This window comes from Novosphingobium organovorum, from assembly GCF_022832435.1.
GTDB classification, from domain to species: Bacteria; Pseudomonadota; Alphaproteobacteria; order Sphingomonadales; family Sphingomonadaceae; genus Novosphingobium; species Novosphingobium organovorum.
This window is the reverse complement of record NZ_JALHLF010000010.1, coordinates 17,047-43,123: the sequence shown is the minus strand read 5'-3', so window position 1 is coordinate 43,123 and position 26,077 is coordinate 17,047. Positions and strand designations below refer to the sequence as shown.

Sequence of the window (26,077 nt, the reverse complement as noted above, 5' to 3'; positions counted from 1 at the left end):
TGCGTTCATGAGCAGGGTCTTGGGAGAGAAGCGTGCGCCCCCGGCCGCGCGTCAGACTTCGCGCAGGCGGGGCATCAGCTCGACGAAGTTGCAGGGACGGTTGCGGCTGTCGAGCTGCTCGGCGAGGATGCCGTCCCAGCCGTCCTTCACCGCGCCGTTGGAGCCTGGCAGCGCGAAGATGTAGGTGCCCCGCGCGAGCACGGCCATCGCCCGGCTCTGCACCGTGGAGGTGCCGATGGTCTGGTAGCTCAGCCAGCGGAACAGCTCGCCAAAGCCGGGAATGTCCTTGTCCTTGATCTTGTCGAGTGCCTCGGGCGTGACATCGCGTCCGGTCAGGCCGGTGCCGCCGGTGGTGACGATGGCGTCGATGCCCTTGTCGTCGATCCAGTCGTTGAGGCGGCTGGTCAGGCGCATCACGTCGTCGGTCACGATCGCGCGCGTGGCCAGCTTGTGCCCGGCGCCCTTGATCCGTTCGGCGAGGATGTCGCCCGAAGTGTCATCCTCCGGTCCGCGGGTGTCCGAAATGGTCAGGAGGGCAATGTTGATCGGCTTGAAGGTACGCTCGAGATCGATGGCCACGTGGTGTCAGTTCCGGCTGTCCGCCAATTCGATGGTTGGCGTGTGAAGGTCCTGCGGCTTGGAAAGCCGCCCGTTCGCCGCCATGCGCACCGCCTTCGACCCCGAAAGGCCGGGGAACGTGGGCCACATGCCTTGCGCCAGAGCCATGCGGCTTTCGGATTCGCCGCCCGCCTGACGCTCGTACATCCAGTAGTTGCGCATGACGATGTTCACATAGCCACGCGTTTCCCAGTAAGGCAACGATTCCATCCAGAGCAGCGGGTCGCCCTGGTCGTTGACCTGGCTGTTCCAGCGGCGCACCGGCACCGGACCGGCGTTGTAGGCGGCCATGACCTTGGGCAGCAGGCCTTGCGTGCCCTGGTCCTGATCGAGCGCGAGAAGGTGGATCTGGCCCATCGCCAGATTGACGTCGGGCTTGTTGAGGTCGCTTGCGTTGCCCGAGACACCCAGTTCGGCGGCGTGGTCCTGCGCCGCGGCGGGCATGATCTGCATCAGGCCGCGGGCGCCCGCAGGGCTCACCACATCGGTGTGGAACACCGATTCCTGAAGAGCGTGCGCATAGACCAGCGCGGGATCGACCTTCCAGCCGCCGCGCGGTGTCCAGTCGGGGGTGGGGAAGCGCGAGGCGGGATCGGGCTTGCCGCCCGGCGGGGCGTTGTAGGCCATCCACAGCTGAGTCTGGGGTAGTCCCAGATCGCGGGCGAGGCGCGAGAGCGGGCCGTATTCCGATGCATCGCCGATGCGCGCTTCGTGGCGCAGCACTTCGTCGGCAAGGCTGTCCTGCCCGATCTCGGCCAGCGAGACGGCGGTGCGCACATTGGGATTGGCGCGCAGGCGCTGCCAGTCGGCGTGCGAGAAATCGGCGTCGGCGTGCTGCTGGGGCAGCTTCATGCCGAGCTGTTCGGCGGCGAGCATGCCGTAGAGCGTCTCGTCGCTGGCGGCGGCCTGGCGCAGCGCGGGTGCGGCCTTTTCGGGATGGCGCGCGCGGATCAGCGCGCGCGCATACCAGTAGTAGCCGGCGCTGCGCAGTTCGTTGTTGCTGGCCGCGCGGGCGCAGCGCTCGAACGCGTCCGAGGCGCCGTCGTAGTCGCCCAGGCGCCAGGCGGCGAGCCCGGCGGTCCACCAGGCCTCGCCCACCCAGGCGCCGCTGCCTTGCGTGGCGCGTTGCGCCATTTCGTAGGCCGGGGTGTCCTGGTTGGAGATGTAGTAGCTCCACGCCACGCGTTCACGCCATTCGGCCCGCGCGTCCGAGGAGAGCGTGGCGTCGACCCCGTCGAGCAGCGTCTGTGCGCCGACCGGATCGTCGTTCTTGATGCGATCGAAAATCCCCGAAGAAACCGCGGCGGGCATCGTCCCGTCGTTCACGCTCGAAGGCAGGACGCGCTTGGCGATCGTGGGCAGGCGGGCGAACTGCTGTTCGCTGGGCAGCGTGGGGACAGAGGTGGCGCCGCGACGCTGGGCGAGGCGCGAAATCTGGTCGGCTCCGGGGAGCTGGGTCCCTTGCGCGAGCCAGCTTTCAAGGTCGGGCAGCGCGATCTTGGGCGATCCGGCGGCGAGGTAGTATTCGGCGCGGGCTTCCTGCGCCATCGGGCCATCGGGCAGCGAGGCGAGCATCGACTGCACTTTGCTCCAGTCCTTGGCGTCGATCGCGGCGAAATAGGCCTGGTAGAACGTGCGGTCGGTGCTGCTGAGGAGCGCGGGGACGGCCGAATTGTCCGCCCGGTTGCGGAAATAGTCCATGGCCGCGCTGTTGGCCTGGGCGCCCTGCGCGCCGACCATCGTGCCGACGAGTGCCGTCAGCGCCAATGCCGTCTTGCGTCCAATGCCAGCGCGTGCCGACTTGAGCCGTGCCGAATGCGAATCCCGTTCCACGTCGCGTACCCCGAATAAAATCCTGGCCCTGACCAACTTCATGCGATGTCCAAAGCGTGTCGATCCCGATGCTCGCGCGCTCGCAGGGTCTGGTGCTCGCGGTGCGCCGTCAGGCGGCAATCCAGTCGAGCATGGCCTTCCACAAGACCGGCTTGGCGCGCGGCTGGTTCAGCAGCGAGGCAAGCCCCCACGAGGCAAGCAAGGGTATCGATGCCCCTTCATGCTTAAAAACCTGTGAAACGGCAGGCCGTTGCGGCGATTCGTGGCCCAAAAGCGGCAGGACGTTGCCGCCGAGCACGAACAGCCGCCTTGGCGCGGCCAGCGCGATATGATGGCGCAGCACCGCATCGAGCTGGCGCGCGCGGGCTTCGCCCCAGTCGGGCACCGGATTGGCGCGCGGCAAGGCGCTGGCGAGATACACCGCTTCGCGTCCGAGCCCGACCGCGGTGAGGATAGCATCGAGCAGTGCGCCCTGCGGGCCGGACAGCAGGCTGTCGCGGTCGCCCGGTTCGGGGGCCTCGACGATGACCATCGCTTCGGCGCCGGCCTTGCCCGATGGCGGCACGCGCGCACCGATCGGCCCATCGTCGAGCAAGGGCTCGCGGCACCACCAGGCGGCGAAATCGGCGAGGTCGGTCGGGAACTGCGCGGCCTCGAGCCGGGCGGCGGCCACTTCGGTCTGGGCCTGGGCTTCGGCTTCGACGCGCGCGATGCGCCATTCGCTGGGGGGCTGCGGCGCGTCCTCGGGCTCGCGCAGCCACTCGATCGGATCGTCGAGGTAATCGAGGTCGACGCCCGCCAGCTTCCACCACTCGAGCGCGCCCGTGACGTCGGTCAGAAAGTCGGAATTTGCAGGCTGATCCATCCTCGGGGGTATTGACCTGTCGGTGCGGACCAATCAAGGCAAAGAGCAACAAAAGCGCGCAACAAAATACAAGACCATGTGGGGACCCCATGATTGAACGCGAAGAGATGCCCTATGACGTCGTCATTGTTGGCGGCGGGCCGGCTGGCCTGTCGACGGCGATCCGGCTGAAGCAGGTCGATCCCGAGCTGCAGGTCTGCGTGCTGGAAAAAGGCTCGGAGATCGGCGCGCATATCCTGTCGGGCGCGACCTTCGATCCCAAGGCGCTGGACGAGCTGCTGCCCGAATGGCGCACGATGGATTGCCCGATGGCCGAAGTTCCCGTGACCGACAACTGGCACTGGCACCTGACGAAGAAGAAGAAGTTCTCGATTCCCCATGCGATCCAGCCCAAGTTCATGGGCAATCACGGCAATTACACCGGATCGCTGGGCAACCTGTGCCGCTGGCTGGCCGAGCAGGCCGAGGCGCTTGAGATCGAGATCTTCCCCGGCTTTCCGGCGGCCGAGATCCTCTACGACGAGGCGGGCGCGGTCATCGGCGTGCAGACCGGCGACATGGGCGTGGGCCGCGATGGCGAGCCCAAGGGCGATTTCCAGCCGGGCATGAACCTGCTCGGCAAGTACACCGTGTTCTGCGAAGGCGCGCGCGGCCATCTGACCAAGCGGCTCAAGGCGAAGTACGACCTCGAAGCCGATTGCCAGCCGCAGATCTACGGCCTGGGCATGAAGGAGCTGTGGGACATCGACCCGGCCAAGCACGTGCCCGGCCGCGTCATCCACACGCAGGGCTGGCCCTTGTCGGAGAACGACGCCTGGGGCGGGGGCTTCCTCTACCATCAGGCCAACGGGCAGGTCTCCTTGGGCTTCGTTGCCGCGCTCGACTACAAGAACCCCTACATCTACCCCTTCGAGGAATTTCAGCGCTGGAAGCAGCACCCCGAAATCCGCGCGATCCTCGAGGGTGGCAAGCGCGTTGCCTATGGTGCGCGCGCGATCAACGAGGGCGGCTGGCAGTCGGTCCCGCAGCTGGCCTTTCCGGGCGGCGTCCTGGCGGGCTGTTCGGCCGGGTTCGTCAACGTGCCGCGCATCAAGGGCAGCCACACCGCGATGAAGTCGGGCATGTTGGCGGCCGAAAGCATCGCCGCGGCGATCAGGGCGGATCGCGCGCAGGACACGCTGCAGGATTACGACGATGCGGTGCGCGCAAGCTGGATCGCGGACGAGCTGAAGCTGGTCCAGAACGCTGAGCCGATGGTTGCCAAGTGGGGCGGCGAGCTGGGCACGATCCTGGCGGGCACGGACATGTGGCTGCGCACGCTGTTCGGCTTTGGCCTCGCCCGGCCCATGAAGCACCACACCGACGCCTCGGCGCTGATGCGCGCGGACCTTTACAAGCCGATCGACTATCCCAAGCCCGATGGCGTGATCAGCTTTGATCGCCTGACCAGCGTCTCCTACTCGTTCACCAACCACGAGGAAGAGCAGCCCTGCCACCTGCGGCTCAAGGATCCGGCGATCCCGACCGCGGTCAACCTGCCGGTCTATGCCGGGCCCGAGGCGCGCTATTGCCCGGCGGGGGTCTACGAATTCGTCGATCCCGATGGCAGCGGCATGAAGCTCCAGATCAATTCGCAGAACTGCGTCCACTGCAAGACCTGCGACATCAAGGACCCGACCCAGAACATCGAATGGGTCACGCCCGAAGGCGGCGGGGGACCGAATTATCCCAATATGTGATCCCGACCGCCTATCGGTAACGCACCATTCAGGAGCGTCGGGGCTTGTCCCGGCGCTCCTCTCGTTTCACAGGCAGTGTGCATGAACGAAACCGCCTACGCCAAGATCAACCTTGCCCTCCATGTCCGCCGTCGGCGCGAGGACGGCTACCACGAACTGGAAACGCTCTTCGCCTTCGTCGATGACGGCGACCGGCTGAGCGCGTCGCTGGCCGAGGAGGATTTCCTCGAAGTGCGCGGCGAGTTCGTCGGTGGGTTGATGAACCCGTTCGAGAACATCGTCGCCAGCGCGCTTGGGGCCTTGCCGCACGCCCCGCAGGGCAAGGGCTGGGCGGTCACGCTCGAGAAGAACCTGCCGGTTGCCGCGGGGCTGGGCGGAGGCTCCGCCGATGCGGGCGCGATCTTCCGCATGGTCGAACGCGCGCAGGGGTTGCCCGAGGACTGGGCGGCGCGCGCGGCAAGGCTCGGCGCGGACGTTCCGGCCTGCGTGCTGTCGCGCGCGTGCATCGGCACGGGGACCGGAACCGATCTGGAAGAGGTGGGCGAAAACGATCTGGAGGGCTGCCCGGTGCTGCTCGTCAACCCGCGCGAGGCGGTGCCGACGGGGCCGGTGTTCAAGGCCTGGGACGGGCTTGATCGTGGCCCGATGCCCAAAGGCTCGCTGCGCGAAATCGCGCTTTCGGGGCGCAACGATCTGCAGAGCCCCGCGCTCGAAATCTGCCCGGTGATCGCCGACGTGCTCGAGGCGCTGCGCGAGACGCAGCCGTTCCTCGCGCGCATGTCGGGTTCGGGGGCGACCTGCTTTGCGCTCTACGACAGCGAGGCGGCGCGCGATGGCGCCGCGCAGAAACTGGCGCAAGAGCATCAGGGGTGGTGGCAAATGGCGGGCAAGTTGCGTTAAAGTCCGACAAATGCAGACCTTGATCGAAACCGAAAGCTACCGCCTCGTCGGCACGCCGCGTTTTGGCGGCATCCTTGTCGTCGCCGATCACGCCTCGAACCGCGTGCCCGATGGGCTGGGCCTGGGCATCGCGCCCGAACGGATGGAGGAGCACATCGCGCTCGACATCGGCGTTGCGGGCATTGCCGAGCGCATGGCCGAGCGCGAGGGCACGGCGGCCTTCCTGTGCAACGTCAGCCGGCTTGTCTGCGATACCAACCGCACCGCGGGCGAGCCGGCGGTGATCCCCGAAGTGAGCGATGGCTATCCGATCCCCGGCAATCAGGGGATCGACCGCGCCGCGCGGCTCGATCGGTTCTACCACCCTTACCATGCACGGCTGACCGCGCTGCTCGACGAAGCGCCGCCGCAACTGATCTTCGTGCTGCACAGCTTCACCCCGCAGATGGCGAGCAAGCCCGACGAACAGCGTCCATGGCACTGCGGCGTGCTCTACGATGCGGACGATCGCGGCGCGCGTCTTGGCACGCGCCTGCTCGAGGAAGAGGGGTTCGTGGTTGGCGATCAGGAGCCCTATTCGGGCAAGATCTACAAGGCGACGATCGAGCGCTACCTCGAAAGCGAGGCGCGCCCGTACTTCTATCTCGAAGTGCGCCAGGACCTGATCGCGACCGCGCAAGGCCAAGAGGAGTGGGCCGAGCGCCTCACCCGCATCTGCAACCGGATCGCGCTCGAAATCGCCTGATGTAAAATGCCGATGAAAAGTATCGGATCGCCCCGAAGGCCTGGCTTGCCGTGGACGCAGGGCATCATTCGCTGCCGGTGCGTTCTGTTTTCGGGAGCCAAGGGGGATTAACCCCTTGAATCACGGTATCGTATCAATCCACCATGCCCGCGACGAGGCGCTGCAGCTCGATCGTGGGCAGCAGGCCGATGGCCGGTGCGTTCGAGCTGGCAAACGCCAGCGGGCGCGCGGTGCGGTTGCGGCGCAGCAGGGCATGGGGCTTGGTGTTCTTGGTGTGGTTCTTGTCGTTCATGTTTTTATGTATCTCGGGCAGGAATGCCTGCCTCTCTCCTGAAATGTATCGACGCCCGTCTGCTCCTGGCAAGTTACCGCTTGATGACGGCGCTTGATCGCATCGTGGCGATACGAAGAGGCCACAAGGGCGTTGGAATGTAAATGGCGTAGATTCCAAAAAGTTCCGCGAGTACTCGTGCACTTGCTGCACGTGCGGTCCGATCGGGTCTGCGCGATGGTGGCAAGGCGCTTCGACAGGGAAGCGTTTTGGGTCTGTGGCAGGCCGCTGCGACCGCATGCGGATCGCCCTTGCTGGTGCGTATATGGGAACCGGCGACAGGGCTTTCAAGAGGAGGGCTATTCGACGTCGCCCGAAAAGGCGATCTCGTTGAGCTTTTCGCGCGTGGTTTCGTACATCGTGTCGATGTCCACCCGCTCGCCTTCCTCGAGGCGCTGGGCAATCATGGTCAGCGGAAAGCACACGATCGAGGTTCCCGGCCAGTGCAGCGCGGGCTGGCGGCCGTATTCATCGTCGATCGTCACCCAGTCGAGCATGAGGTCCTGGGCCAGCGCATCGCCCATCGCGATCCCCAGCGACTGGAGCTTCCAGGTGTCCTCGGGGCCAACCCAGCCCTGCGCCAGATTGGCGCGCACCACGGCCAGCTTGCCATCGACCGTGGCATAGGCATCGTCGGCGTCCTTCGCGAAGTGCCCCTTTATCCAGACACGCGCGAGGTCGAGCCATTCCTGTTCCTGGGGTTCCAGGACGAGGCGTTCGGGCGGTTCCATGATGCAAGAATACGCAATTTCGCTTCAGGTTGCAAAGCGGGCCGTGCAAAAGCGGCGGGACAGGCGCGCGCCGGGCGTCGCACGGGGCGCAGGGCAGGCGGGGGACTGGGCTGACGGCTGAATGAATCAGTAACCGGCTGGAGGGTTTCTTGAAATTTTATACCTTTTAGGGGCGTGCGTTTTGGCGTAGGGGCGCCACATGACCAGCGCGGGCGCCCACGAGGCGCCCCGCGCGCTTATCCTGATCTTTCGGAGTTTCGTTCCATGCCTGCCTATCGTTCCCGCACCTCCACCCATGGCCGCAACATGGCCGGTGCGCGTGGCCTCTGGCGCGCAACCGGCATGAAGGACGGCGATTTCGGCAAGCCGATCATCGCGGTCGTCAATTCCTTCACCCAGTTCGTGCCCGGCCACGTCCACCTGAAGGACCTGGGCCAGCTTGTCGCGCGCGAGATCGAGGCGGCTGGCGGCGTGGCCAAGGAATTCAACACCATCGCGGTCGACGATGGTATCGCCATGGGCCATGACGGTATGCTCTATTCGCTGCCCAGCCGCGATCTCATCGCCGACAGCGTGGAATACATGGTCAACGCGCACTGCGCCGATGCGATGGTGTGCATTTCCAACTGCGACAAGATCACGCCGGGCATGTTGATGGCCGCGATGCGCATCAACATTCCGGTGGTGTTCGTCTCGGGCGGCCCGATGGAAGCGGGCAAGGTCGTGCTCAAGGGAAAGGAAACCGCGCTCGATCTCGTCGATGCGATGGTCGCTGCCGCCGACGAGAGCTACACCGACGAGGAAGTCGCCGCGATCGAACGGTCGGCCTGTCCGACCTGCGGGTCGTGCTCGGGCATGTTTACCGCCAACTCGATGAACTGCCTGACCGAGGCGCTGGGCCTGTCGTTGCCGGGCAACGGCTCGACGCTGGCCACCCACGCCGATCGCGAGCGGCTGTTCAAGGAAGCCGGCCGCCTCGCCGTCGATCTGTGCCAGCGCTATTACGAGCAGGAGGACGCGAGCGTCCTGCCCCGCGCGATCGCCAGCTTCGAGGCTTTCGAGAACGCGATGAGCCTCGACATCGCGATGGGCGGGTCGACCAACACCGTGCTCCACCTGCTTGCCGCCGCGGCCGAGGCGGGGGTCGATTTCACGATGAACGACATCGATCGTCTCTCGCGCCAGGTGCCGTGCCTCTCCAAGGTCGCCCCGGCCAAGTCCGACGTCCACATGGAAGACGTCCACCGCGCGGGCGGGATCATGGCGATCCTCGGCCAGCTCGACCGGGCAGGGCTGCTCCACGCCGATTGCGCGACCGTTCACGCGCGCACGCTGGGCGACGCGCTCAACCGCTGGGACATCAGCCGTACCAACGAGCCTTCGGTCCAGGAGTTCTACAAGGCCGCGCCCGGCGGCGTGCCGACGCAGACCGCGTTCAGCCAGGCGAGCCGCTGGAAGGAGCTCGACCTTGATCGTGAGAACGGCGTGATCCGCTCCAAGGAACACGCCTTCAGCCAGGACGGCGGCCTCGCGGTGCTGTTCGGCAACATCGCGCGCGACGGCTGCATCGTGAAGACCGCGGGCGTCGATGACAGCATCCTCAAGTTCACCGGCACCGCGCGCGTCTATGAAAGCCAGGATGCGGCGGTCGCGGGCATTCTGGGTGGACAGGTCAAGGAGGGCGACGTGGTCGTCATCCGTTACGAGGGGCCGCGCGGCGGGCCGGGGATGCAGGAAATGCTCTACCCGACCAGCTATCTGAAGTCGAAGGGGCTGGGCAAGGCCTGCGCCCTGTTGACCGACGGGCGCTTCTCGGGGGGCACGTCGGGCCTGTCGATCGGTCACGCCTCGCCCGAGGCGGCCGAAGGCGGCGAGATCGGTCTGGTCGAGAACGGCGACACGATCGAGATCGACATCCCTGGCCGTACCATCAATCTTATGGTGTCGGACGAGGAAATGGCGGTGCGCCGCTCGACCCAGGAAGCGCGCGGGCCTGAGGCCTGGACCCCGGTCCACCCGCGCAAGCGCAAGGTCTCGGCCGCGCTCCAGGCCTATGCCGCGATGACCACCAGCGCCGCCAAGGGGGCGGTGCGCGACGTCACCCAGCTCAAGCGCGGCTGACCCCCGCGCTATCGCGTGGTTTCACGATCCGGACAACGGGCCCGCACCGTTGTCCGGATGTCGTTGATTGTTGGGCCGAAAGGCGCAAAGCGCCAGGGTGTGCCAAAACTGCGATGGCTGCGCGCGGTATCGACAGAGCCGCGCTCACCTTTGTTAGCAATTTTGCTAATTGGATGAAAATTTTCGTCTTTTTGGAAACAGCGGGAAGGGCAGGGGTTCTTTCCGCGCGCTGACAGGTGCCCGACATGACCAAGGATTATGGCCTTCCCGATCCCGCCGCACTGCTTCCTGCCCGCCCCATAGCGGTGCGCCGGCACGGCTTTGCCGATCGCTGGCGGCTGCCTTTCCTGGGGGCGGTGCTGGGGCTGGTCTCGCTCGGCACGATCGTCACGGAGTGCCCCAAGCTCTATCAGGACTACCGCGTCTACCGCGATCCGGTCAGCGTCGAGGACGCCTCGCTGGCGAGCAGCCAATGCCGCTTCCGCACCTTCACCGTCCACTGCAAGGCGGGCATCGCCTACCCCAAGGACGGGGAGACCAAGATCCGTTCGGTCGACTTCTCGTTCCTGAGCGCGTCGAGTGGAAACTACGCCACCGACATCGTGGCCGAGCGTGGCAATCCGGACAACATCACGCTCTCGCTGGCAATCGACCAGCTGTGGAACCGTTGCCTGGGCGCGTTGCTGATCGCCGGGTTGCTGGGCGCCTGCGCGATCCTCATGCTGCGCCGCTTCGTGCACATGAACGCGACGCTCAAGGGGCTGAAGGAACCGGCGGTGCTGCGGCCCGTCTGGGGGCGTATCACCTTGCGCACCAAGAAGAAAAAGTCGAACCGCGTGACCTACTTTCCGATTCTCGGGCTGCGCAAGGGGATGGGGATCACCTCGCAGTTCGCGCGCAGCGAAACGCCCTGGATGGTCTATGACGCCGGACAGGACGAGACTTTCGCGCTGTGCGCCGTCCATCCCGACGCGCTGCTGCCGATCATGCTCGACGAGGGGTTTACGCGGATCGATCTGACCGCCGATGAAATTGCGGCCGCGCGCGCGGTCCGCGCCGAGTTGGAGCGCCAGGTCGAGGCCCGCTGACGCGCGGCGTGCAATCGCTGTCCCGTTTGGGAGCGGCGGGGGCATAGTGCCTTGCCGCCAGGGGCGATCGCTGTAAGCAAAGGGGGATGACCGCCGCCGATTTCGCCGCCGTTCCTGCCGCCGCGCTCGCCATGGTCCTCGCGGCCCTGCCGCTGGCCGGTTGCTCGCGCCCGTCCGCGCCGCCCGCTGTCGCGCAAGGGGAAGAGCGCATCGCCTGTGCGGTGGGCGGTGCGGGCACGTTGAAGCCGGTCTGCGGGGTTGAACGGCGCAGGGTGGACGGGCATCTCCTGCTCGTGGTCCACCACCCCGACGGCGGTTTTCGCCGCTTCGACGTGCAGAGCGACGGGACGGGTCTTGCCGTTAGTGACGGCGCGGATCGGGCCGTGCTGCATGTGTTGGGGTCAAAGCTCGACGTCAGCGTCGGCCCCGACCGCTATATTTTTCCCGTGACGATGAAAGCGAGGGACAAGACTGATGCCCACCCCGTTCGCAAATCCCCACCCTGAGCCGATCCTGACCGTCGCGCAGATGCGCGGCGCGGAGGCCGCGCTGATCGCGCAGGGCTCGAGCGTCGAGGCGCTGATGCAGGTCGCGGGGCGCCGCGCGGCCGAATGGGTCTGGCGCCTTTCGGGCGGGCACCGGGTGACGGTGCTGGCAGGGCCCGGCAACAACGGCGGCGATGGCTATGTTCTGGCGCAAGCGCTGCGCGCGCGGGGTGGCGAGGCCGTGGTGATCGCGGCGATGGAGCCCGCAACCCCTGCGGCCAGGGCGGCGCGCGCGGCCTTCGATGGCGAGGTGCTCGGCCCTGATGCCCCGTGCCGGGGCGAGGTTTTCGTCGATTGCCTGTTCGGCAGCGGCCTTTCGCGCCCGCTCGATCCCGCGCAGGTCGCGCTGCTCGATCGGCTTGTGTCGTCGCATCGGAACGCGATCGCGGTGGACCTGCCGAGCGGGATTGCTTCGGATTCGGGGATGCTGCTCAACGAGGGGCTGCCGCATTACGATCTCACGCTCGCGCTGGGGGCGTGGAAATTCGCGCACTTCCTGATGCCCGCGACCGCACGCATGGGCGCCTTGCGCTGCGTGCCGATCGGTATCGCGCCGGTTCCGGGCGCGGCCGAGGCCATTGCCCGCCCGACCATCGCGCCGCCGCCGAGCGACGCGCACAAGTACACCCGTGGCCTGCTCGCGGTGGTCGCGGGGGCCATGCCCGGCGCGGCAATCCTCGCCAGCCTTGCCGCGCAAGGGGCGGGGGCGGGCTACGTCAAGCTCTTTGCCGACAACAAGCGCAACTGCCCGGCCGATCTGGTGGTCGAGACCGGGCCGGTCAGCGACCTGCTGGCCGATCACCGCAATGCGGCGATCCTCGTCGGGCCGGGGCTCGGGCGCGATGGCGCGGCGCGTGAGCGGCTGGCGGTGGCGCTGGCCGATCCGGCGGCGCTGGTGGTCGATGCCGATGCGCTGGTCCTGCTCTCGCCGCGCCTGCTGGCCGAACGCACGGCGCCCGCCATCGCCACCCCGCACGAGGGCGAACTGGTCGCGCTGGAACGCGCGTTCGACTGCGATGGCGGCGGGACACGGGCCGAGCGTGCGGCGGCTCTCGCTCGGGCGAGCGGGATGGTGATTGTCGCCAAGGGGCCTGACACGGTGGTCGCCGCGCCGGACGGTCGGTTGGCCTGTGCGCCGCGCGCCTCGTCCTGGTTGTCGACCGCGGGAACGGGCGACGTGCTTGCCGGAACCATCGCCAGCCGTCTCGCCGCAGGGAGCGATCCGTTCGCGTCGGCGTGCGAGGGCGTGTGGCTCCACGGCGAGGCGGCGCGGCTGTGCCTCGCGCCTTTCACCGCTTCGCAGCTTGCCGAGAGGATACCGGCTGCGCTAGCGGCCTGTCTGTGACCGATCTGAACGAAGAAATCCTGCGAATCGCCAGCAAGGGCGACGGTGTGACCGCCTCTGGCCGCTTTGCCTGGGGCGCCGCGCCCGGCGACGTGCTGCGCGCCGATGGCACGCTTGAATGGGGGCCGCATCATGTCGCGCCCGCCTGCCGCCATTTCGGGCGCTGTGGCGGCTGCCAGCTCCAGCAGCTCGACGAGGAAACGCTTGAAGGCTTCGTCGAAGCACGCGTGGCCAACGCTTCCTCCGCGCAGGAACTGGGCGCCGAGCGGATTGCCGCGCCCTATCTCTCGCCTCCCGCCGCCCGTCGCCGCGCCTCCTTGCGCGCGGAAAGTTCGGGCGGGCGTATCGTTATCGGCTTTCGCGAGGCGAAGTCGCACCGGCTGGTCGAGCTGGAGGAATGCCCGGTTCTCGTGCCCGAGATTACCGCGCTGCTCGGCCCCTTGCGCACGCTGCTCATCACCATGGGCAAGGCCGCGCCGGTCCGCAAGGGGCCGCGCGGGCGCGCGGGCAAGCCCTCCAAGGCGGATCTGCCGCGCATGGCCTGCGACATCGAAATGACGCTGGTCGACCAGGGCGTGGACCTCGGGGTCAAGGGCCTTACCGCCGAGGGGCTCGCCGCGACCGAGGCGATGCTTGCCTTCGCGCAGGCGCACGGCCTTGCGCGCCTGACCATGGACGGCGGCTATGGCTATGAGACCGTGTGGGAACCCGCGCCGGTTACCGTCACGCTGGGCGATACCCCCGTGCCGTTCCCGCCGGGCAGCTTCCTTCAGGCGACGCGCGACGGGGAAGAGGCGCTGGTGGGCGCCGCGCGCGCATGGATCGGCGATGCGGCGACGGTTGCCGACCTGTTTTCGGGACTGGGCACTTTCGCGCTCGCGCTCGCCGGGCCGCAGTGCAAGGTCTTTGCCGCCGAAGCCGCGCGCGACGTGCATCTGGCCTGCAAGCACGGCGCCGACCGCGCGCAGCGCCCGGTGTTCAGCGCGCATCGCGATCTTTTCCGCAACCCGCTCCAGGCCGACGAGCTTTCCAAGTTCGAGGCCGTCGTGCTGGACCCGCCGCGCGCCGGTGCGCGCGAACAGGTCGAATGCATCGCGGATTCGCAGGTCAACCGCGTGGTCTACATCTCGTGCAACCCCTCGAGCTGGTCGCGCGACGGCGCGCGGCTGATCGAGGCGGGCTTCCATCTCGTCGACTTGCGTCCGGTGGGCCAGTTCCGCTGGTCGACGCATGTCGAACTGGCGAGCTACTTCGTGCGCGAGAGCGCGGATTGAACGCCTGATCGGGTGATGAGTACGGTGGAGGCACCCGCGCGGGCGGGCAAATCCTCCACTCATCGCCCAAAACGAACAGTCTGAGCGCACCAAGCGTCTTGCCCGGCGCGCGCGCGTGGCTTATCGGCGCATTCATGCAGACGACCAACGAAATCCGCCGGTCCTTTCTCGACTACTTCGCGTCGAAGGGGCACACGCCTGTCCAGTCCGCCCCGCTGGTGCCCTATAACGATCCCACGCTGATGTTCGTGAACGCCGGGATGGTCCCGTTCAAGAACGTCTTCACGGGTCAGGAAAAGCGCGACTACGTGCGCGCCACGTCCTCGCAGAAGTGTGTTCGTGCAGGCGGCAAGCACAACGACCTCGACAACGTCGGCTACACCGCGCGCCACCACACGTTCTTTGAAATGCTCGGCAACTTCTCGTTCGGCGATTACTTCAAGGAAGAGGCGATCCTCAACGCCTGGACGCTGCTGACCGGCGAATGGGCGCTGCCCAAGGACAAGCTGCTCGTCACCGTCTACCACACCGATGACGAAGCCTTCGACCTGTGGAAGAAGATCGCCGGGTTGAGCGATGGCCGCATCATCCGCATCCCGACCAAGGACAACTTCTGGTCGATGGGCGATGATGGCCCGTGCGGTCCGTGCTCGGAAATCTTCTTCGACCACGGCGACCACATCTGGGGCGGCCCTCCGGGATCGCCCGAGGAAGACGGCGACCGTTTCATCGAGATCTGGAACCTCGTGTTCATGCAGTTCGAGCAGGCGGCGGGCGAGATCGTCGACAACCTGCCGCGCCCCTCGATCGACACCGGCATGGGCCTCGAGCGCATTGCGGCGGTCATGCAGGGCGAGCATGACAACTACGACATCGACACCTTCCGCAACCTCATCGCGGCCTCGGTCAACCTGACCGGCGTCGCGGCCGAGGGCGAGAGCCGCGCCAGCCACCGCGTGATCGCCGATCACCTGCGCTCGACCAGCTTCCTGCTGGCCGATGGCGTGCTGCCCTCGAACGAGGGACGCGGCTACGTGCTGCGTCGCATCATGCGCCGCGCCATGCGCCACGCGCACCTGCTGGGCGCCAGGGACCCGCTGATGCACCGTCTGGTGCCCGCGCTGGTTGCCGAGATGGGCCAGGCCTTCCCCGAACTCGGCCGCGCGCAGCCGCTGATCGAGGAAACGCTCGAGCGCGAGGAAATCCAGTTCCGCCGCACGCTGTCGAACGGCCTCAAGCTGCTTGACGAAGCGACCGGCGACATGGGTGAGGGCGCGACGCTCGCCGGTGAGACCGCGTTCAAGCTCTACGACACGTATGGCTTCCCCTATGACCTCACCGTCGATGCGCTGCGTCCGCGCGGCATCACGGTCGACGAGGCGGGCTTCCAGTCGGCGATGGCCCAGCAGAAGGCCGCCGCACGCGCCGCGTGGAAGGGCTCGGGCCAGGCCGCCGACGCCGAGATCTGGTACGACATCGCCGAGCGCGAGGGCGCCAGCGAGTTCACCGGCTACACTTCCACCACCGGCGAGGGCCGCGTCGTCGCGCTGCTCGTCGATGGAAAGGAAGTGGCCGAGGCCAAGGCCGGGAAGGCAGTCACCGTGCTGACCAACCAGACCCCGTTCTACGGCGAATCAGGTGGTCAGGTCGGCGATGCGGGTACGATCACCGGCGCGCTTCCGGGCAGTGACCTTGCCATCACCATCACCGACACGGCCAAGCCGCTGGGACGGCTGCACGCGATGACGGGCACGGTCGATGCGGGCACGATCAAGGTCGGGGATGCGGTGTTGCTGGCGGTCGACGTCGCACGCCGCGATGCGATCCGCGCCAACCACTCGGCGACGCACCTTGTCCATCAGGCGCTGCGCGATCGTCTGGGCGATCACGTCACGCAGAAGGGCTCGATGGTTTCGGCCGATCGCCTGCGTTTCGACTTCTCGCACCCCAAGGCGCTGAGCGACGATGACATCGCGGCGGTCGAAGCCGAAGTGAACGCCGAGATCCGCGCCAACGAAGCCGTCACCACGCGCCTGATGACGCCCGAAGACGCCATCGAGGCGGGTGCCATGGCGCTCTTCGGCGAAAAGTACGGCGATGAAGTCCGCGTGCTGGCGATGGGCCGTCCCAACGGCAAGCGCAGCTACTCGGTCGAACTGTGCGGCGGCACCCACGTGCGCGCCACGGGCGATATCGGCGTGTTCCGTATCGTGTCCGAAAGCGCGGTTTCCTCGGGCGTTCGCCGTATCGAGGCGCTGACCGGAGAGGGCGCACGCCAGTGGCTCGTCGCCCGCGAAGAAGCGCTCAAGGGCGCCGCGTCCGCGCTGCGCACGACCCCCGAGGAGGTCGAGAGCCGCGTCGTGGCGCTGCTCGACGAACGCAAGAAGCTCGAACGCGAACTCGCCGAAGCCAAGAAGGCGCTTGCGCTGGGCGGCGGCGGCGCGGCTGCGGGTCCGGCCGATGAAACGATCAACGGCGTGACCTTCTCGGGCCAGGTGCTCGAAGGGCTCGATCCCAAGGAACTGCGCGGGCTGCTCGATCAGGCCAAGCAGCGCATCGGTTCGGGCGTTGCGGTCATCGTCGCGGTCAACGAAGGCAAGGGCGCGATCGCGGCGGCCGTAACCGAGGATCTGACAGGGACTGTTTCGGCGGTCGATCTGGTCCGTGCGGGCGTCGCCGCGATGGGTGGCAAGGGCGGCGGTGGCCGCGCGGACATGGCACAGGGCGGCGGTCCTGATGGAGCCAAGGCGGACGAGGCGATCGCGGCGGTCAAGGCCGCGCTCGCCAGCTGAGCGCATTGAACGAGGGGGCCCGCAAGGCTCTGGCCCTAAGCGGCTGTGGCCTGTGGCTGGCATCCTCGTTCCTGCCGCTCTTTGGTGGAGCGGCGAAGCACGCGGTGCAGTGCCGGGGGCGCGTGTTCACCGGCACGTTCGACGATTGCTTCTCGGATTATATCCCCATTCTCGAACTGATGGCGCCGCTGTTCGCAGCGGCATCACTGTTCTTTTTTGCGCGCTTCGCCTTTGCCTGCTGGGCGCCCGAACCGCGCGATCGCACGCACCGATGGCGGCTGGCCCCTCCCGACGGCACGCGAATTTACCATCCCGGCTACCCGTTTATGGCGAGTGTCGGTGCCGTTTGGGCGCTGTGGCGCGCTGCACTCTATCCGTTCGATCGGGCGGTGTTCGCCTATGGCGGTTTCTGGGGGCTGTTTGCCGTCTGGTTCATGGCGTCGGGCTGGATGGCCCTGCGGCGCCCGATGGCCTGATACCCGCGCGAGACCCGGCGCGTTGCATCCAATATGGCCGCGCTTGTGCGCTGCATTTGCGAGAAAGCCGATAGTCTCCCTTTTGGGCGGATGGCTCCGTCCTAACAAGGGGTGTGCGATGGCGCGAAAACGATCGGTCACGGTATTCCAGAACGTACAGGTCCTGCGCGCGGTCGCGGCCTATATGGTGGTGTGCCATCATCTGCTCAACAATCTGGCGCATTACACTGCCGTGGGCCTGATGCCCGAGCCGCCCGCGATCGGTGCGCGTGGGGTGGAGATTTTCTTCGTTATCTCGGGCTTCATCATGGTGTCGACCACCGATGCGCGCGAACAGAGTCCGGGGCGTTTCCTGGCTCACCGCATCGTGCGCATCGTGCCGATCTACTGGCTGCTCACACTCGTCGCCGCCTGCGCGATCGCGGCGGGCTTCCAACTCTTCAACCGCGGTGCCTTCTCGCTCGACACGCTGTTTACCTCGTTGCTCTTCATGCCCGCCTTTCAGGCAGGCGGCGAAGTGACCAAGCCGATCGTGGTCGTGGGCTGGACGCTCAACTACGAAATGATGTTCTATACGCTCTTTGCGCTTTGCCTGTTTTGCCCGCGTTCGGTGCGGATCTGGCTGGCCTGCGGGGGGATTCTGGCGCTGTGGGGCGCGCAGGTCACAGGCACGGGCGGGCTGATCGGCTACTGGGGGAACGACATTGTGCTCTCCTTCGTGCTGGGGATGCTGATTGCAAGGGGCGGGCAGAGCCTGACGCTTGATGCTTTTGCCGCGAGCGGGGCCATTCTGTTCGGAGCGCTGGCGCTTGTCGTGCTGGAGGTGCGCCTGGTGCCGGCCGGGGTGGCGCACCCCGGAATGATCAGTGCGCTGGCGGCCGGGGCGATCGTGCTCGGGGTGGTCTCGTTTGATCGGCGTGGCAAGCATTTGCCGGGACGCTGGCTGCAGGGCCAGGGCGATGCCAGCTATTCGATCTATCTGCTTCATCCCTTCATCCTGCAGATCGTCGGCAAGCTCTGGCTGCTCCTGCACCTGACCGAGCGGGTGGGGGGCGTGTCGACGATGGTGCTGGTGATGGTGGGGCTGGTGTGTCTTTGCGGAACCTTGTTTCACCACCGGATTGAAAAGCCGGTGACCGAACGGCTGCGCGGGTGGGTTGATTATCGCCGCGAAAGCGGCACCCGGATCGAGGCGGAGGGGCGCGGGCTGGAAAACGCATGACGGGGGTGGCGGCCAACGCGCGGTTGTGCCAGCACGGCGCTTATGGACATCACCCAGCTTGTGCAGGATATCACCGCGCGCCTGCGCCAGGAAAGCGAGAGAGGGCAAGTCGCGGACTACATTCCGCCGCTGGCTTGTATCGCGCCGGACAAGTTCGGGATCGCGGTCGTACTCGATGATGGTTCGCTCCACTGTGCGGGCGATGCCGATGAGCCGTTCTCGATCCAGTCGATCTCCAAGGTCTTCGCGCTCACCCTGGCACTTGGGTCGGTCGGCGATCAGCTGTGGAACCGGGTCGGGCGTGAGCCTTCGGGGTCGGCCTTCAATTCGATCGTTCAACTTGAAAGCGAGCACGGAATTCCGCGCAACCCGTTCATCAACGCGGGCGCGATCGTGGTGACCGATGTCTTGCTGGGGCATCTAGAACCGCGTGAGGCGATCGGCCAGATGCTGCGGTTCGTGCGTGAACTGGCGGGGGACGATACGATCCTGATCGATGAAAGCGTGGCCCGCGCCGAACAGGAGACCGGCTTCACGAATATGGCGCTGGCCAATTACATGCGGGCCTTTGGAAACGTGCATGGAGATGTGGCCAAAGTCCTGGGAACCTACTTCCACTTCTGCGCTCTGGCGATGTCGTGCCGCCAACTGGCGATGGCCGGGCGGTTCCTGATGGACGAAGGGCGGGTTGAAGGGCGACGGATCGTGACCGGTCGCCGGGCCCGGCGTATCAACGCGCTGATGATGTCTTGCGGCCATTACGACAATTCGGGCGATTTCGCCTACCGCATTGGCCTGCCCGGAAAATCGGGTGTGGGCGGCGGCATCTTGTGCGTCGCGCCAGGGGTTGCCAGCATCGCTGTCTGGTCTCCGGGGCTCAACGCCAGCGGCAATTCGCATCTGGGGCAGCGCGCGCTGGAGATGCTTGTGCAGCGCACCGGCTGGTCGGTGTTCGAGGCCCGCCGCGCCTGACGGGCGCGCGGTGCCCCGCCCATCAGATCGCGCGTGGTTCCGGTATGACGGCTGTGAGCTTGACCGCGAGAGCGTTCAGGCCAGCACGGCCCGGTGCGCACGAAGCCATAAGGCATGGTGCCTCGTATACGTCGCAACAGATCAGGTCGGCGCCTGCGATGCGCTAGAGCATGTTCCAGTCAGGTGAACCACCTTGCGGTTCAGGAAATGCTTAAAAAGCAATTTATTGGAAGCAAATGAACGCTAGTGGTTCGAAGAGATTCTGACGTTCGAACGTGCCCTATCGGAAAGGGTGACAAATGTCGAAATCGAACCATTAGGCGGCGTGGACAAATTTGGGCCAGTATCTAGCGGTGGCGAGATGGACCATGCCGAGGAAGCTGTTGGCAAGCTGGTCGTAGCGGGTGGCGATGGCGCGGTTGATCTTGAGTTGGCCGAACATGCGCTCGATCCGATTGCGCTGTTTGTAGAGCACTCGATCATACTCGATCTTCACACGGCGGTTTGACCGGCCAGGGATGACGGCCTTGATCTTTCGTTCGGCAAGATCGGCGCGGATGGCATCGGCATCGTAGCCTTTATCGGCAAGGAATGCGTCGGATGCCTGCTCAGGCAGGTCGATCAAATCATCATACGCCTTAAAATTTGCGGCCTCGCCGCCCGTCAGGTGGAAGGCGACTGGCCGTCCAAGGGCATCAGCCAGACAGTGAACTTTACTGGTGAACCCGCCCCGCGAGCGGCCAAGAGTGCGTCGATGAGTCCCCCTTTTCCACCCGCTGCCGAAACGTGGGCGCGGACTGTGGTGCTGTCGATGCTGTAGTGGCCGCTGTCGGCCATGATCTCGGCGAACGTTACGGCAACGGCCTCCCAGACCCCGGCCTCACTCCACCGCCGGAACCGACGATAGATGGTGTTCCAACTGCCATACTTGGGCGGGACATCGCGCCACGGCGCTCCGCAGCGGAAGAGAATGCCGTTGCTGATGGAGCGGTTCTGCTCAGGCGGCCTGCCTCGGCTACGGTTCTCAGGCTCGATTGGCAGCAAGTCCTTCAGAACGCGCCATTCCGCCTCAGTGAGATCACCCCTGCTCAAGCCTGCGTCCAAAAAGCAGCCTTGAATCAGCGACTGGAGGCTACGTCAATCTGGTCTCTTTGTGTCGGTGGAATGATACGAAGCGACGCAACGAAATAGCAGGCTGCTGGCACGGTTATGGCCAGAGACAACAAGCCTGCCCGGCCAAAAATCACGCAGCCGCCAAATAGCGGAACGGCTATCGCTGTCAGAGACCAAGGTATCGGACGACGCAGGATCGCGGCCCCAAACCAGAGGGAAGGGGCAGCGGCTGCAATCAAAAAGGGCACAGAGAATGTAGCTATCACAATGATGAGAGAGCCAAACATCAGACCGGGCAGCGCGAGCGCCAGCGCCCACACCCCGATCACGCGGGCGGACACGTCAATGCGGAGCGTTCGGAATTGCATCTCGCTATTCTAAATCAAACCGGGATTTCGGCAAATGCCGCAGTCATAGCTCAGCGCGAGGGCGCCGTGGAATTTGTCCACGCCGCCTAGCGCACGAAGGTTGCCGCGCGGCTGGGAGCAAGGAGGCCAAAGCGCGCTGCGACCGCCGCTTTGACGCGGGCACGGTCCTCCGGCGGGAATTCGCGTGCGGCGTGACCATCGGGCAGGGCGCGCAGGCTTGCCGTCCTGTCACACGCTGGGATCGATACGCGCGCGCAGCGCCGCGATGAAGGCTTCGGGCTCGTCAAGATGCAGGGCGATCGCCTGAATGTCCGAGCGGCCCCGTGGGGCGCGGCCCGCATGTCCGGGACGCAGGCGCAGCATGACATTGGGCCAGACCAGGATCGCCATGCGCCGGGTGGTCGGGGCACGGACTTCATGCGGATCAAGGGTCTGCGCCGGCTCGAGAATGTCCTCGTAGCGCACGAAACACTCACGCAGCAGTCCAAGGCGTATCCGAACCCCGTCCTCGCACAGCAGAACGGGGCGCAGGCGGAGCGACTTGACGAGTCCGACGGTGAACAGGACGCCGTATTCGCCCAGGAACACAAGCGCTTGCGCGAGGGTCGGGAACCAGATTCGGACCACGAGGTCGGTCGCGGCCGCTTCGATGACCTGAAGAACGAGCAGCGCAAGCAGCATCGGGCCAAGATGGCGGTGATTGGTGAAGGGTTGTGTCCCTGCGGGAACATCGGGCCGGGCGTTCCAGCGAAACAGCGCGATCTGCAGCAGGCTCAATTCCGCGCGTGCGAGGCGATAGAGCGGGGTGGGCAGCAGCGCTTGGGCGACGCTCCTGATGCGATCGGGCGGCGAACCTTGCGTCTGGCGCCAGACCTTGGCCCCTTGCGCGCAAAGCAGGGCGACTTCAAGCGCGATCACGGCGATCAGCGTGCGTTCGAGCCAGGCCAGCTGCACCAGGCCGGTATGCACGGCTGGCGTGGGCGCGAGCAGGACGAGCGCTGCAGAGGACGCAAGGCTGGCGATGATCGCGGTCAGGCGCGGTGTTCGCTCGGGTGCGTGGAGAAGCAGGCCGAGCATCAGGGCATCCGCCGCGATCCAGGTGAACAATGCGGCGGCGATGCGGGGATGGCGAAGCGCCAGTTCGCTCGTTGCGGCCCACCGTGCGGCGCCGAGAGCCAGAACGGGTAGGGCGAGGCCCAGAACAAGGCGCCGGGTGCCAACGGCATCGCGGACACTGGTGTCGGATGGGCGGGCAAGCTCGGCAAGCGGCATGGCGCATTCCTGTCAGGGTGCGGTTACTATGCGCGCAAAGACGCGCCTCGCCAAGGGGAGCGCTGCGTTCTACGCGCGGGGCGGAAAGGCTCGTGATGTTGGCCTGGCAAGCAGCGGCATTGCCTTTGCGCATCGGCGTATGGTCATGATGATGCCATGACCGGCCAGCCGTGAGGAGGGGGGAGAGCCGACGGTAGGCTGGCTGCCCACCCCGTTCGGCTAGGCGCCTTCGTTCCCAAGCCTTCCGGCCCTCCCGCAAGCGGGAGGGCGTGGTCGCGTGCCTCTCCCGCGCGCGGGGGGGGCCAGCCCGGCAACGCTTCCGGAGCGAATTCGGTCATTCGGAAGGGGCAATCGCTCGGGAGCGGGCCGGGGCCGCTGGCCAGTTGGCCGATCGCGCGTTTGCACTGTCAGGTCTGCCGGGCGGGAGCGGTTCGGAAATTGGGCGATATCAGGATTAATGCCTTGAATTATCGTGGCTCGTCTGGCGTCAGGCGAACCATGACGAGCCGGTGCTGGCCGGGGCCGTAATAGTCTTCGACCCGCGCTTCGGTGGTGAACCCCTTGCGTTCGTAGAGAGTTACCGCCCGGACATTGTCGGGAATTACGGTCAGGCGGATGGCACCGGTTCCACGCAAGGCGTCGAGGACGGCATCGAACAGTCGCGCGCCGATACCCTGGCCCTGGTACGCGGGCGAAACACCGAGCGAGAGGACCCAGCCCTGACCTTGCTGGTCTATTCCCCCCAGTCCGTAGCCCGCGATGGTTCCGGCATCCTCGGCCACGAAGAAAAGGCCGGGGAACAGGTCGATGAATTGCCGCAGCGCGATTTCACCGTAGGATTCTTCGGGAAAGGTTTGGAGTTCCAGCGCAAACAGCGCATCGAGATCAGCGCGCGCGGCGGGGCGGATGGTGGCCATGGCAGGGGTCCGGTTCGGCTAGGCGGGAAGGAGGGGCTCAGGCGTCGGCGGTGCGCGGCATGACCGCCGATCGCAGGGCGGGTTTTTCCGAGAGGCCGCCCTGCTGCATGATCTGCTCGCGCAGCGCGTCGCGCTTTTCGTGGATCGAGGCGATCACCGGACCCATCGGCACGCCGGTTTCGACCAGCACCGCCTCGGACAGTTGGAGCGAGCTTTCGAGCGTTTCGGGCACGGCGTGCGTGGCACCGGCGCGGTAGAGCAGGGCGGCGTGTTCGGCATCGCGCGCGCGCGCGATGATCGGGAGGTCCGGGTACTGCTGGCGCAGCTTGCGCACGATGCGCTGTGCGGTGACCGGCACGTCCATGGTAAGGATCACCGCGGCAGCTTCACCTGCGCCGAGCCGCTCCATCGCATCGCCGCGCCCGGCATCGCCGAAGGCGACGTTGTAGCCCTTGATGCGCCCTTCGGCGATGAAATCGGTGTCGGTGTCGATCGCGACATAAGGGCGATCGTGCCGGGTCAGCATGTCGGCCACCAGCCGTCCCACGCGGCCAAAGCCGATGATGATCGTCTGGCGCTTGTCCTCGGTCTCGGCGGGGTGGTGCGGGGATTCGACCCGGTCTACGCGGCGCGCGGCGATCTTGCCGAACATCGAGAGCAGGGGAGTGACGGTCAGCCCGATCGCGGTGACGATCTGCCAGAACTGGTTGGTCCCCGGCTGGATGAGCTGGGCCGAGGCGGCCGCGCTCAGCACGATCAGGGTCGTTTCCGAGGGGCTCGACATGAGAATGCCGGTTTCGGTCGCCGTGCCGCGCCGCGCGCCCATCAGGCGCAGCAGTACGCCGGTCACCACGGCCTTGATGATCAGCACACCCACGGTCGCAACGAGGATCGAGTAGAGGTTCTCCCAGACCACCCACAAGTCGATGCTCATGCCGATGGTGATGAGAAATACGCCGAGCGCGAGGCCCTTGAAGGGCTCCATGATCTGCTCGACTTCGGAATGGTATTCGGTCTCGGCGATCAGCAGGCCCGCCACCAGCGAGCCGACGATCGGGGAGAGGCCCACCGCGGCGGTCAGCAGCGAGGCGAGGATGACCACCAGCATCGAAGCGGCGAGGAACAGCTCCGGGCTCTTGGTGCGTGCGGCCTGCGCGAAGAGCGGAGGCAGCAGGTAGCGCCCGACGACGAGCAGCCCTACCACCACCCCGGTCCCCCAGACCAGCGTGTGGATGAGATTGCCCACCCCGTTGTTCGCGGCGTGCGGGGCCAGCGCACCGAGCAGGAAGATGATCGGGACCAGCGCGATGTCCTCGAACAGCAGCATGGCCAGCGCGGCGCGGCCCACCGGGGTTGCCGCATTGGTGATCTTGAGCACGAGCGCGGTCGAGGACAGCGACAGCGCCAGGCCGAGCGCGAGCGCCCCGGCAAAGGCCTGTCCGATCGCGGCCAGCACGAACGTCAGCGAACTGCCGATCACCACCAGTTCGAGCATGCCCAGGCCAAAGACCATCCGGCGCATGTCCCACAAACGCGCGAACGAGAGTTCGAGCCCGATCGAGAACAGCAGCAGGATGATGCCGAATTCGGCGAAGATCGACAGCCCGTCGGGATCGGTGATGGTGATATGCGAAAGCCAGGGATGCTCGAACACGTGGCGGCCAAGGCCGAAGGGGCCGACGAGCAGTCCGACGAGAATGAACCCGATCACCGGCGTGATGCGGAAGCGGTTGAAAACCGGAATGACGATGCCCGCCGCGCCCAGGATCACGAGCGCGTCGGACATGACCGGGGAGTAGAGTTCGTTGCTGCCTGCCATCGCCCGCCACTATGGCAGGGGAACGCGATGAGGCAAGGCGCTTGCGCGCCGATGGCGGCGCATGTTGCACGCATGTTGCAGGGCTTGGGCGCGGCGCATCACTTTCCCATGTAAAAACACTGCGCAACTTCACTTGGCGTTCAGCGAACCGCTGGCTATAGACGCGCCATGTTCGAAAGCTCGCGCCTCAAACCCGTCATCCTTGCCGCCGCTTGCGGAGCCCTTGTCCTTACTGCCGGCTGCGGTGGCGGTTCGGGCAAAAAGAAGGACGCCGCTTATGTTGCGCGCGATGTCGACACGCTCTACGCGGCCGCGCGCCAGCGTCTGGACACCGGCCGGACCAAGCAGGCCGCCGCGCTGTTCGACGAAGTGGAACGCCAGCATCCCTACTCGCCCTGGGCGCGCCGGGCCGAACTGATGAGCGCGTTCAGCTACTACGCCGCGCGCGACTACAACCAGGCGATCCAGTCGGCGCAGCGCTTCCTGTCGATCCATCCGGGCAACAAGAGCGCGCCTTACGCCTATTACCTCATCGCGATCTGCTATTACGAACAGATCGGCGATGTCACGCGCGACCAGAAGACCACCGAACAGGCCAAGGCGGCGCTGACCGACATCATCCGCCGCTACCCGACGACGACCTATGCCTCGGACGCGCGGCTCAAGCTCGATCTCGTCAACGATCACCTCGCGGGCAAGGAAATGACCGTCGGGCGCAATTACCAGGAACGCGGCAAGTGGCTCGCCGCGACGCTGCGTTTCCGCCAGGTCGTCGACAATTTTCAGACCACCAGCCACGTGACCGAGGCGCTCTATCGTCTCGTCGAATGCTACCTCTCGCTGGGCCTGCCCGAAGAGGCGCAGAAGGCGGCTGCGGTGCTCGAGCGCAACTACCCCAACAGCAAGTGGTATGAGCGCGCCTACAAGCTGATGGACAAGCACGCGCCCAAGTTCGTGGCGTCCTGATTCGGCTTTAATCGCCGTGGTACGC

Annotated in this window: 22 protein-coding genes; 13 read left to right on the top strand and 9 right to left on the bottom strand. The window is 66.2% G+C overall.

Features of this window, described 5'->3' with window-relative positions; translation table 11 throughout:
• Window positions 1-51: 51 nt before the first annotated feature.
• The 3 genes from moaB to MTR62_RS04870 form a co-directional block, all read right to left on the bottom strand.
• Window positions 52-579: a molybdenum cofactor biosynthesis protein B gene (gene moaB / locus MTR62_RS04880; RefSeq protein WP_244017545.1), complete on the bottom strand. Its 528-nt coding sequence runs from the start codon at window positions 577-579 to the stop codon at window positions 52-54.
• A 6-nt stretch (window positions 580-585) separates the two neighbouring features.
• A complete protein-coding gene (locus MTR62_RS04875; protein ID WP_244017606.1) occupies window positions 586-2,358 on the bottom strand; it encodes a lytic transglycosylase domain-containing protein in 1,773 nt (590 codons plus the stop codon).
• Between the two features lie 202 nt (window positions 2,359-2,560).
• On the bottom strand, window positions 2,561-3,316 hold the full coding sequence (locus tag MTR62_RS04870) for a uracil-DNA glycosylase family protein (protein ID WP_244017543.1): 756 nt from the start codon (window positions 3,314-3,316) through the stop codon (window positions 2,561-2,563).
• Window positions 3,317-3,405: 89 nt separating this feature from the next.
• Here MTR62_RS04870 and MTR62_RS04865 point away from each other — a divergent pair, with 89 nt between their 5' ends.
• From MTR62_RS04865 to MTR62_RS04855, 3 genes are all read left to right on the top strand, one after another.
• Window positions 3,406-5,055, top strand: a complete 1,650-nt coding sequence (locus MTR62_RS04865; protein WP_244017541.1) for an electron transfer flavoprotein-ubiquinone oxidoreductase — start codon at window positions 3,406-3,408, stop codon at window positions 5,053-5,055.
• A gap of 81 nt (window positions 5,056-5,136) precedes the next feature.
• Window positions 5,137-5,955, top strand: coding sequence for a 4-(cytidine 5'-diphospho)-2-C-methyl-D-erythritol kinase (locus tag MTR62_RS04860; RefSeq protein WP_244017539.1), 819 nt, complete (start codon window positions 5,137-5,139; stop codon window positions 5,953-5,955).
• 10 nt (window positions 5,956-5,965) lie between these two features.
• The gene (locus MTR62_RS04855) at window positions 5,966-6,700 is read left to right on the top strand and encodes an N-formylglutamate amidohydrolase (RefSeq protein WP_244017537.1); all 735 of its coding nucleotides are present in this window, start codon (window positions 5,966-5,968) and stop codon (window positions 6,698-6,700) included.
• A 133-nt stretch (window positions 6,701-6,833) separates the two neighbouring features.
• Here the strand turns inward: MTR62_RS04855 and MTR62_RS04850 are convergent, their stop codons facing one another.
• Both MTR62_RS04850 and MTR62_RS04845 read right to left on the bottom strand, forming a co-directional pair.
• Window positions 6,834-6,992: a hypothetical protein gene (locus tag MTR62_RS04850; RefSeq protein ID WP_244017535.1), complete on the bottom strand. Its 159-nt coding sequence runs from the start codon at window positions 6,990-6,992 to the stop codon at window positions 6,834-6,836.
• Between the two features lie 338 nt (window positions 6,993-7,330).
• Entirely contained in the window at window positions 7,331-7,762 is a 432-nt protein-coding gene (locus MTR62_RS04845) for a DUF3806 domain-containing protein (protein ID WP_244017533.1), read from the bottom strand.
• A gap of 264 nt (window positions 7,763-8,026) precedes the next feature.
• On the opposite strand from MTR62_RS04845, the gene ilvD reads away from it, so the two are divergent.
• The 9 genes from ilvD to MTR62_RS04800 all read left to right on the top strand — a co-directional run bounded on the left by ilvD (window position 8,027) and on the right by MTR62_RS04800 (window position 19,597).
• The gene (ilvD, locus tag MTR62_RS04840) at window positions 8,027-9,883 is read left to right on the top strand and encodes a dihydroxy-acid dehydratase (RefSeq protein WP_244017531.1); all 1,857 of its coding nucleotides are present in this window, start codon (window positions 8,027-8,029) and stop codon (window positions 9,881-9,883) included.
• Between the two features lie 245 nt (window positions 9,884-10,128).
• Window positions 10,129-10,971, top strand: a complete 843-nt coding sequence (locus tag MTR62_RS04835) for a hypothetical protein (RefSeq protein WP_244017529.1) — start codon at window positions 10,129-10,131, stop codon at window positions 10,969-10,971.
• Between the two features lie 86 nt (window positions 10,972-11,057).
• Window positions 11,058-11,477, top strand: a complete 420-nt coding sequence (locus tag MTR62_RS04830) for a hypothetical protein (protein ID WP_244017527.1) — start codon at window positions 11,058-11,060, stop codon at window positions 11,475-11,477.
• Entirely contained in the window at window positions 11,446-12,861 is a 1,416-nt protein-coding gene (locus MTR62_RS04825; RefSeq protein ID WP_244017526.1) for an NAD(P)H-hydrate dehydratase, read from the top strand. The genes MTR62_RS04830 and MTR62_RS04825 overlap by 32 nt, the downstream gene beginning before the upstream one ends.
• 5 nt (window positions 12,862-12,866) lie before the next feature.
• Window positions 12,867-14,135 (top strand): class I SAM-dependent RNA methyltransferase, encoded by a 1,269-nt coding sequence (locus MTR62_RS04820; protein ID WP_268739677.1) that lies wholly within the window; start codon window positions 12,867-12,869, stop codon window positions 14,133-14,135.
• Window positions 14,136-14,269: 134 nt separating this feature from the next.
• Window positions 14,270-16,927: an alanine--tRNA ligase gene (gene alaS, locus MTR62_RS04815; protein ID WP_244017522.1), complete on the top strand. Its 2,658-nt coding sequence runs from the start codon at window positions 14,270-14,272 to the stop codon at window positions 16,925-16,927.
• A gap of 122 nt (window positions 16,928-17,049) precedes the next feature.
• Window positions 17,050-17,403 carry a hypothetical protein gene (locus tag MTR62_RS04810; protein WP_244017520.1) on the top strand — a complete coding sequence of 118 codons (354 nt, stop codon included), beginning with the start codon at window positions 17,050-17,052 and terminating at the stop codon, window positions 17,401-17,403.
• Between the two features lie 118 nt (window positions 17,404-17,521).
• Window positions 17,522-18,625 (top strand): acyltransferase family protein, encoded by a 1,104-nt coding sequence (locus tag MTR62_RS04805; protein ID WP_244017518.1) that lies wholly within the window; start codon window positions 17,522-17,524, stop codon window positions 18,623-18,625.
• A 42-nt stretch (window positions 18,626-18,667) separates the two neighbouring features.
• A complete protein-coding gene (locus MTR62_RS04800) occupies window positions 18,668-19,597 on the top strand; it encodes a glutaminase (RefSeq protein WP_244017515.1) in 930 nt (309 codons plus the stop codon).
• Between the two features lie 316 nt (window positions 19,598-19,913).
• Here the strand turns inward: MTR62_RS04800 and MTR62_RS04795 are convergent.
• The 4 genes from MTR62_RS04795 to MTR62_RS04780 form a co-directional block, all read right to left on the bottom strand.
• A protein-coding gene (locus tag MTR62_RS04795) for an IS5 family transposase (protein ID WP_244017513.1) occupies window positions 19,914-20,689 on the bottom strand; the annotation gives its coding sequence in 2 pieces (ribosomal slippage) (window positions 19,914-20,368 and window positions 20,368-20,689; 777 coding nt in all).
• A gap of 617 nt (window positions 20,690-21,306) precedes the next feature.
• The gene (locus tag MTR62_RS04790) at window positions 21,307-22,350 is read right to left on the bottom strand and encodes a hypothetical protein (protein ID WP_244017511.1); all 1,044 of its coding nucleotides are present in this window, start codon (window positions 22,348-22,350) and stop codon (window positions 21,307-21,309) included.
• Between the two features lie 467 nt (window positions 22,351-22,817).
• Window positions 22,818-23,267 (bottom strand): GNAT family N-acetyltransferase, encoded by a 450-nt coding sequence (locus MTR62_RS04785; protein WP_244017509.1) that lies wholly within the window; start codon window positions 23,265-23,267, stop codon window positions 22,818-22,820.
• 37 nt (window positions 23,268-23,304) lie between these two features.
• Window positions 23,305-25,086, bottom strand: a complete 1,782-nt coding sequence (locus tag MTR62_RS04780) for a cation:proton antiporter domain-containing protein (protein ID WP_244017507.1) — start codon at window positions 25,084-25,086, stop codon at window positions 23,305-23,307.
• 168 nt (window positions 25,087-25,254) lie between these two features.
• Here MTR62_RS04780 and MTR62_RS04775 point away from each other — a divergent pair, with 168 nt between their 5' ends.
• Complete coding sequence (locus MTR62_RS04775) at window positions 25,255-26,052, top strand: outer membrane protein assembly factor BamD (protein WP_244017505.1); 798 nt, start codon at window positions 25,255-25,257, stop codon at window positions 26,050-26,052.
• Window positions 26,053-26,077: the final 25 nt, after the last annotated feature.

Bases quoted from the DNA above. Each gene is read 5' to 3' on its own strand.
- MTR62_RS04875 (WP_244017606.1), bottom strand. From the start codon at position 2,358: ATGGTCGGCGCGCAGGGCGCCCAGGCCAACAGCGCGGCCATGGACTAT.
- MTR62_RS04870 (WP_244017543.1), bottom strand. From the start codon at position 3,316: ATGGATCAGCCTGCAAATTCCGACTTTCTGACCGACGTCACGGGCGCG.
- MTR62_RS04865 (WP_244017541.1), top strand. From the start codon at position 3,406: ATGATTGAACGCGAAGAGATGCCCTATGACGTCGTCATTGTTGGCGGC.
- MTR62_RS04860 (WP_244017539.1), top strand. From the start codon at position 5,137: ATGAACGAAACCGCCTACGCCAAGATCAACCTTGCCCTCCATGTCCGC.
- MTR62_RS04855 (WP_244017537.1), top strand. From the start codon at position 5,966: ATGCAGACCTTGATCGAAACCGAAAGCTACCGCCTCGTCGGCACGCCG.
- MTR62_RS04850 (WP_244017535.1), bottom strand. From the start codon at position 6,992: ATGAACGACAAGAACCACACCAAGAACACCAAGCCCCATGCCCTGCTG.
- MTR62_RS04845 (WP_244017533.1), bottom strand. From the start codon at position 7,762: ATGGAACCGCCCGAACGCCTCGTCCTGGAACCCCAGGAACAGGAATGG.
- ilvD (WP_244017531.1), top strand. From the start codon at position 8,027: ATGCCTGCCTATCGTTCCCGCACCTCCACCCATGGCCGCAACATGGCC.
- MTR62_RS04835 (WP_244017529.1), top strand. From the start codon at position 10,129: ATGACCAAGGATTATGGCCTTCCCGATCCCGCCGCACTGCTTCCTGCC.
- MTR62_RS04830 (WP_244017527.1), top strand. From the start codon at position 11,058: ATGACCGCCGCCGATTTCGCCGCCGTTCCTGCCGCCGCGCTCGCCATG.
- MTR62_RS04825 (WP_244017526.1), top strand. From the start codon at position 11,446: ATGCCCACCCCGTTCGCAAATCCCCACCCTGAGCCGATCCTGACCGTC.
- alaS (WP_244017522.1), top strand. From the start codon at position 14,270: ATGCAGACGACCAACGAAATCCGCCGGTCCTTTCTCGACTACTTCGCG.
- MTR62_RS04805 (WP_244017518.1), top strand. From the start codon at position 17,522: ATGGCGCGAAAACGATCGGTCACGGTATTCCAGAACGTACAGGTCCTG.
- MTR62_RS04800 (WP_244017515.1), top strand. From the start codon at position 18,668: ATGGACATCACCCAGCTTGTGCAGGATATCACCGCGCGCCTGCGCCAG.
- MTR62_RS04790 (WP_244017511.1), bottom strand. From the start codon at position 22,350: ATGCCGCTTGCCGAGCTTGCCCGCCCATCCGACACCAGTGTCCGCGAT.
- MTR62_RS04785 (WP_244017509.1), bottom strand. From the start codon at position 23,267: ATGGCCACCATCCGCCCCGCCGCGCGCGCTGATCTCGATGCGCTGTTT.
- MTR62_RS04780 (WP_244017507.1), bottom strand. From the start codon at position 25,086: ATGGCAGGCAGCAACGAACTCTACTCCCCGGTCATGTCCGACGCGCTC.
- MTR62_RS04775 (WP_244017505.1), top strand. From the start codon at position 25,255: ATGTTCGAAAGCTCGCGCCTCAAACCCGTCATCCTTGCCGCCGCTTGC.